We start from the raw sequence: 6,191 nt of genomic DNA, 5'->3' as shown, positions 1-6,191 counted from the left end.
CTCGCCGTCACCGACGCCGGCCCCGACACCCCCCTTACCCTGTCCGGCTTGGCCGTCCACTACCGGCACCGCGGATTCCACGATTCACACCCCCCCCCCCCCCCCCCCCCCCCCTCCCTCTCCCCCCCCCCCCCCCCCCCCCCCCCCCCCCCCCCCCCCCCGATCCCCCGTTCCCCCGTTGGTGCTTCCCCCGTGGATCCCCCGTGTTTCCCGTTCCTGTATGTAGAGCGGGCAGGTCGCCGCCTGATACACCCCCGGCCGGAAAAAAAATCCCCCGGCTCCCGAGCCGGGGGATTCGGGCCGTTCCGGTGCCGTGCTCAGCCGGTGAACCCGGCCGTGATCGAGGTGAACTGCCAGGTGTTCTGGCTGATGCCGGAGCAGTTGCTCACCACGCCACCGCCGGGGCACGGCCGGTCGCGGTTGACCGACCAGTAGGCGAGCCGGGCGATGTGGTGCGAGTTCGCCCAGTCGCGGATCTGGGTCCAGATCGCCGGGGTGGTGTTCTCCTGCTGGTCGGACAGGCCGTTCATGCCGGAGATGCCGATGTGGGAGTAGGCGGTCGCGTCGTCCCAGCCGAAGGTGGACTTCAGCTTGTTCTTCAGCCCCTCGGCCGCGTTGACCGTGTTGCCGTACATGTCGGAGCCGCCGCCGAAGTCGAACGGCATGATCGTGAAGACGTCGATGCCGGCGCCGAGCGACTGCGCCTGCTCGATCAGCCGGTTGCCGTAGTAGGTCGGGCCGGTGGTCGAGGTGCCGAAGGTGACGATGGTCTTCAGGCCGGGGTTGTTGGCCTTGACCGTCTTCAGGGCGGTGAGGATCTTCGCCTGGACGGCCTCGTTCTCGAACTCGTCCGTGTTCTCGATGTCCATGTCGATCGCCTTGAGCGAGTAGGCGTCGATCACCCTCTGGATGGCTCCGGCGAGCGCGCTCGACGAGGAGCAGTTGGCGCCCAGCTTGCTGCCCTGCCAGCCGCCGAACGACGGGACGATGTCACCGCCCGCCGAGCGGATCTGGTTGACGGCGGTCTGGTCGACACCGCCGGTCAGCGCCCGGCTGCCGTCCCAGGCCGGGGTGCACCCGCCCGAGTCCAGCACGAACGCCATCGTGAACCACTTGACGCCGGTCGCGCTCATCACCGTGCTCGGGTTCGGCGGATCGCCCCAGCCCTCGTACAGGTACGGCGCAGCCTGCTTGAAGCCGGTGCCGCCGCCGCTGCCCGCGTCCGTGGTGACGGAGAGGGAGTTGGAGGCCCCGGAGGTGTTCCCGGCCGCGTCCCGCGCCTTGACCGTGAAGGTGTAGGCCGTGCTCGGCGACAGCCCGCCGACCGTGGCGGACGTGCCGGACACACTGAGCACCTGGTTGGAGCCGCTGTAGACGTCGTACGCCGTCACGCCCACGTTGTCCGAGGAGGCGTTCCACTGGAGCGACACGCTCGACGAGGTCTTGCCGGTCGAGGTGAGCCCGCTGGGTGCGGTCGGCGCCTGGGTGTCCCCGCCGCCTCCACCGCCGCCCGGGCCGTCCAGGCTGATGTCGTCGGCGTAGTAGCTGCCCTGCGCGTACCAGCCGTGCACATAGATGGTGGCGCTGGTCTGCGATGCACCGGTCGTGAACGAAACACTGAGCTGGCTGTAGGCGGACGGGGACGTCGTCCAGGTGGACGCGCCGCCGTTGACGCCGAGGTACACGTACGAGCCTCGGACCCAACCGCTGAGGCTGTACGTCGTGTTCGGCTGGACCGCGACGGTCTGGCTGCACTGCGCGTTGTCGCTCGAGGTCACCGCGCCCTGCAGGGCCTTGGAACCGCCGTGCACGGGGGAGGAGACGACGGAGCCGAGGTTGCCGGTGCAGCTCCAGGGGGAGAGGCTGCCCGACTCGAAGCCGGGGTTGGTGAGGATGTTGGCGGCCTGAGCGGTGCCGGGGAGGGCGATGGCGCCGCCGAGCGCGAGGGCGGCGGTGCCGAGGAGGGCGAGGAGCCGACGTCTGGAACGTCTGAGTGTGTGGCGCACGCGATCTCCCTGTGGGGAATGGGGTGTTCGGGAGTGTGCAGGGGAGTGGGGGGTGCGCCAACCAAGTTGGTATGGACCAATCGGGGTGTCAAGAGGAAGCGCCGAGATTGGTCCAGACCGGTGTGGGTGTCGAGGTCACGCGGGGGCGGCGGCGGGCGCTCCGGCCTGGGTGGTGACCTCGGGAGCGGGCGCCGGTACGGCCGGCAGCAGAACCTCCGCCTCCTCCACCCGCTGCTGCGGCAGCGACACCGGCCGCAGCGGGCGCGGCCCCGACACCACCGTGTAGTCCCGCCCCAGGAACGGCGGCTCGACCACGCCCGGGTCCTCGCCCAGCGCCAACTGGACGGCCGTCCAAGGAGCGTTCACCCCGCAGAGGGACAGCTGGTGCAGCCCGCCCGCGGGCCTCGTGTTGACGTCCAGCAGCACCGGACGGTCGCCGAACATGCGGAACTGGATGTTGGACAGGTAGTGCAGCCCGAAGCCCTCCGCGATCAGCCGGGCCGGCTCCAGCCACTGCTCGTGCAGCGTGAAGCCCCGGCGGCGGCCGTTCTTGGTGCGGCCCACGGCCATCCGGATCCGGTTGTCCGGACCGGTCAGACAGTCGACGGACACCTCCGGCTGCTCCAGGCGCGGCATCACCAGCCAGTCCACGTCCTCCTCGGCCCGCTCCAGCGCTTCGACGACCAGATCCAGCTGGACGTGCGGGCCGGGGAAGCCGTTGAGGTGCATGAGGGAGAAGGGGGCGCGCGTGATCACGCGGAAACCGACCCCGCCCGCTCCGGCCGCCGGCTTGAAGCAGGCCTTGTGCCCGGCAGCCTCCAACTCCTCGACCGCGGCGACGAGTTCGTCAGCCGTACGCACCCGCCACCACGGCGGTACCGGCACGCCGACCGAGCGGACCGCCTCGTACGCGGTCGCCTTGTCCTCGAACACGGCCACCGCCTCGGGGGTCGGCGCCAGCAGTGCCGTGCCCACCGCCGCGAAATCGGCGCGGTGCGCCACGATCGCCGCCTGGTGCAGCCGGGGCACGAACACGTCGATGCCGCGCCGCGCGCACTGGTCGAGGGCGTACTCGACGTACGCCGCCGGGGACAGGCCCTCCGGCTCCAGGTCGGCGGTGTCGGCGGCGGCCAGCACGGGGGAGTCGGCGTCCCCGTGCGTGGCATGGATCTCGACCGCACGGTCGCTGGGATTTCTCCGCAGCTGATCCATGAAGAACACGTTCTCCGCGTACGTGCGGTTGAGCCAGACGCGTACGCGAGAGAGCATGCAGGCCGCCTTTCAGGGTTTTCGGGCAGGGCTCAGCGGCCCGTGCCCGGGCAGGAGGGAGGAAGGGTCACCAAACGGCCCTGAGTGAAGGGGGAATAGGGCGTCGGCGTTGGGGCGATCATACGGCTTTCAAGAGCCCCGGCGTGCAACGCGGATGTTACGGATTTCCAGTGCTCGTCCAGCGGGACCCGACCGGCTCGGGATCCCCTTGTCCCCGGCCGGTGAAATGTGTTGTCGTGGTGCGGACAGGATGATCGGAAGGGGTGCGGGGTGGAGTCGACGGCCGGGGCCGGACAGCTGCTGGCCATCAGTGACCTGCACATCTCCTATCCGGAGAACCGCGCGCTCGTCGAGCGCATGCGGCCCGGGACGGACGACGACTGGCTGATCGTGGCCGGGGACATCGCGGAGACCGTCGAGGACATCCGCTGGACGCTCGCCACTCTCGCGGGCCGCTTCCGCAAGGTCCTGTGGGCGCCGGGCAACCACGACCTGTGGACCCATCCGAGGGACACCGTCACCCTGCGCGGCGTGGCCCGGTACGAGCACCTCGTCGCCCTGTGCCGGGAACTGGGCGTGACCACACCCGAGGACCCGTACCCGGTCTGGCACGGCCCGGGCGGCCCGGTCGTCGTCGCCCCGCTGTTCCTGCTGTACGACTACTCCTTCCTGCCGGCCGGCTGCGTCACGAAGGAGGCGGGGCTGGCCTACGCGGAGAGCACCGGCATCGTCTGCAACGACGAGTACCTGCTCCACCCCGACCCCTACCCGACCCGCGAGGACTGGTGCCGGGCCCGCGTCGCCGAGACCGAGCGCAGGCTCGCCGAGCTGCCCGCGGACCTGCCCACCGTCCTCGCCGGCCACTATCCGCTCGACCGGCACCCGATGGACGTGCTCTGGCACCCGGAGTTCGCCATGTGGTGCGGCACCGCCCTCACCGCCGACTGGCACCGCCGGTTCCGGGTCGAGACCATGGTCTACGGACACCTGCACATCCCGCGGACCACCTGGCACGAGGGTGTCCGCTTCGAAGAGGTGTCCGTGGGATACCCCCGTGAATGGCGCAAGCGCTCGGTACCCCCGGGGCAGCCGCGCCGCATCCTGCCGATGGAGGTCGAACCCGGTGATCGAGGAGCTGCTCCCGGAGTCGGTGGTGGCCGTGGAAGCGTTCGGTGACCACGAGGACCAGGAGAGCTCGCTGTACCCGGAGGAGCGCCGGCTCGTGGAACGGGCGGTGACCAAGCGCCGCCGGGAGTTCGCCGCCGTACGGGTCTGTGCCCGGCGCGCCATGGAGAAGCTCGGCGTGCCGCCGCAGCCCGTGCTGTCCGGCGAGCGCGGTGCGCCCCGCTGGCCGGCCGGACTGCTCGGCAGCATGACCCACTGCGACGGATACCGGGCCGCCGCACTGGTCCGCGCCGCGGATCTGGCCTCCCTCGGGATCGACGGCGAGGTCCACGGACCACTGCCGGAGGGTGTGTTCGAGAGCATCGCCCTGCCCGCCGAGCAGGATCGCCACCGTCAGCTGTGCGCCGGCCGGCCCGGGGTCCACTGGGGCCGGGTGCTGTTCAGCGCCAAGGAGTCCGTCTACAAGGCGTGGTTTCCCCTCGCCCGCGCCTGGCTGGACTTCTCCGAGGCCGACATCGAACTGGTCACCGAACCCGGACCCGGCACCCGCGGCCGCTTCCACGCGCGGCTCCTCGTCCCGGGGCCGGAGGTGGACGGCGTACGCCTGACCGGGTTCGACGGCCGCTGGCTGGTGGCGGACGGTCTCGTGCTGACGACGGTGACCGTTCCGCACCGCTGAACGGGACGGCCGCCCGTCGCCGGTTCACTCGGGTGGGCACCAGTGGCGCAGCAGCCTGAAGAACTCCTCCTCGTTGCCCGCGAGTCCCGCCCGGGCCAGGGCCCCGTCCGCCTCGGCGAGCACGGCGGGCGGCACCATGACGGGCCGGCCGCCGTCCACGGCGCCGTCGAAGGCGGCGCGCACGGTGTGCAGCAGCCTCAGATAGGCCTGTACGGCAGTGCGCTCACGGTCGGTCAGTACGGCGGTGGGCATCGGTCGGCTCTCCCCGGTTCGGCGTCACGGTCGCGCGCCCTGCGGCGCCGTGCACCGCAGTCGCACGGCGCACACCTCCAGCTTGCCGTCCACCACTGACAACGCCGTTCGGCTCTGCCTCGTTTCGCCCGCTCAGCCGAGGCGAAACGCCACCGGAATCCCCTGGATGCAGGGGTGGCCGGCCTGCCGCGACCGCGCCCGGTGCGGGCGGCTGCGCGCCGGGGCGGGAGCAGGGCGCGCCGGGCGAGCGCGGCGCGGCGTGAGGTTCGTGGCGGGGTGCCGGGCGGATCAGCCCTGTGGTCCCGGATACCCGAGTGACGCCTCGATACGGCCGGCCACGTCGTCCCGGCGGCCCGGGCCGCGCAGGGCCGAACCGGACAGCCAGGTGCGGCACTTGCTGGCGAGGAGGAGACCGAAGGTCTCGGCCTCGCGCTCCTCCGACTGGTCGAAGCGGGTGCGGGCGGCGACGCGGTGGATCGTGGCCTGCAGCGAGGCCCGGTCGGTGTCGTCGCTCAGCAGCCGGGTCGCGACGCCGATTCCGGCATGGTCGAGGTGGTGGCCGCAGTGGTCGGCCTGCATGTGCCACAGCTCGTGACCGAGGATGACCAACTGGTGGGCAGGCGCGGTGCGTTGTTCGACGACGACCAGGTCGCGATCGGCCATGTCCAGCCACAGCCCGCTGGCCGTACCGGGCGGGAAAGCGGCCGTACGGAAGTGGACGGGGCGGCCGCGGCGACGGCTCATCGTGTCGCACAACGCGCCGTACAGCTCGTGCGGCGGGGCCGGCGCGGGCAGGGTGAGGTCTCCGACCAGCTCGGCGCACAACCGGCGCATGTCCCTGCCGATGCCCACAGTCCCCC

Annotated in this window: 6 protein-coding genes; 2 read left to right on the top strand and 4 right to left on the bottom strand. The window is 71.5% G+C overall.

Annotation, left to right across the window (positions count from 1 at the left end; translation table 11 throughout):
- Positions 1-317: 317 nt before the first annotated feature.
- On the bottom strand, positions 318-2,006 hold the full coding sequence (locus AC07DS_RS45470) for a carbohydrate binding domain-containing protein (protein WP_479154597.1): 1,689 nt from the start codon (positions 2,004-2,006) through the stop codon (positions 318-320).
- Positions 2,007-2,141: 135 nt separating this feature from the next.
- Positions 2,142-3,275, bottom strand: a complete 1,134-nt coding sequence (locus tag AC07DS_RS45465; RefSeq protein WP_479154596.1) for an ATP-grasp domain-containing protein — start codon at positions 3,273-3,275, stop codon at positions 2,142-2,144.
- A 270-nt stretch (positions 3,276-3,545) separates the two neighbouring features.
- Here AC07DS_RS45465 and AC07DS_RS45460 point away from each other — a divergent pair, with 270 nt between their 5' ends.
- Positions 3,546-4,451 (top strand): metallophosphoesterase family protein, encoded by a 906-nt coding sequence (locus tag AC07DS_RS45460; protein ID WP_479154595.1) that lies wholly within the window; start codon positions 3,546-3,548, stop codon positions 4,449-4,451.
- Positions 4,399-5,079 (top strand): 4'-phosphopantetheinyl transferase family protein, encoded by a 681-nt coding sequence (locus AC07DS_RS45455; RefSeq protein WP_479154594.1) that lies wholly within the window; start codon positions 4,399-4,401, stop codon positions 5,077-5,079. The genes AC07DS_RS45460 and AC07DS_RS45455 overlap by 53 nt, the downstream gene beginning before the upstream one ends.
- Before the next feature lie 24 nt (positions 5,080-5,103).
- On the opposite strand, the gene AC07DS_RS45450 is transcribed toward AC07DS_RS45455, so the two are convergent.
- Positions 5,104-5,331 (bottom strand): hypothetical protein, encoded by a 228-nt coding sequence (locus AC07DS_RS45450; protein ID WP_145877786.1) that lies wholly within the window; start codon positions 5,329-5,331, stop codon positions 5,104-5,106.
- Between the two features lie 288 nt (positions 5,332-5,619).
- Positions 5,620-6,165 (bottom strand): toxin-antitoxin system, toxin component, encoded by a 546-nt coding sequence (locus AC07DS_RS45445; protein ID WP_479154598.1) that lies wholly within the window; start codon positions 6,163-6,165, stop codon positions 5,620-5,622.
- Positions 6,166-6,191: the final 26 nt, after the last annotated feature.

It is taken from the genome of Streptomyces sp. NPDC044064, assembly GCF_056434245.1.
This window is presented reverse-complemented; position numbering and strand designations above follow the sequence as displayed.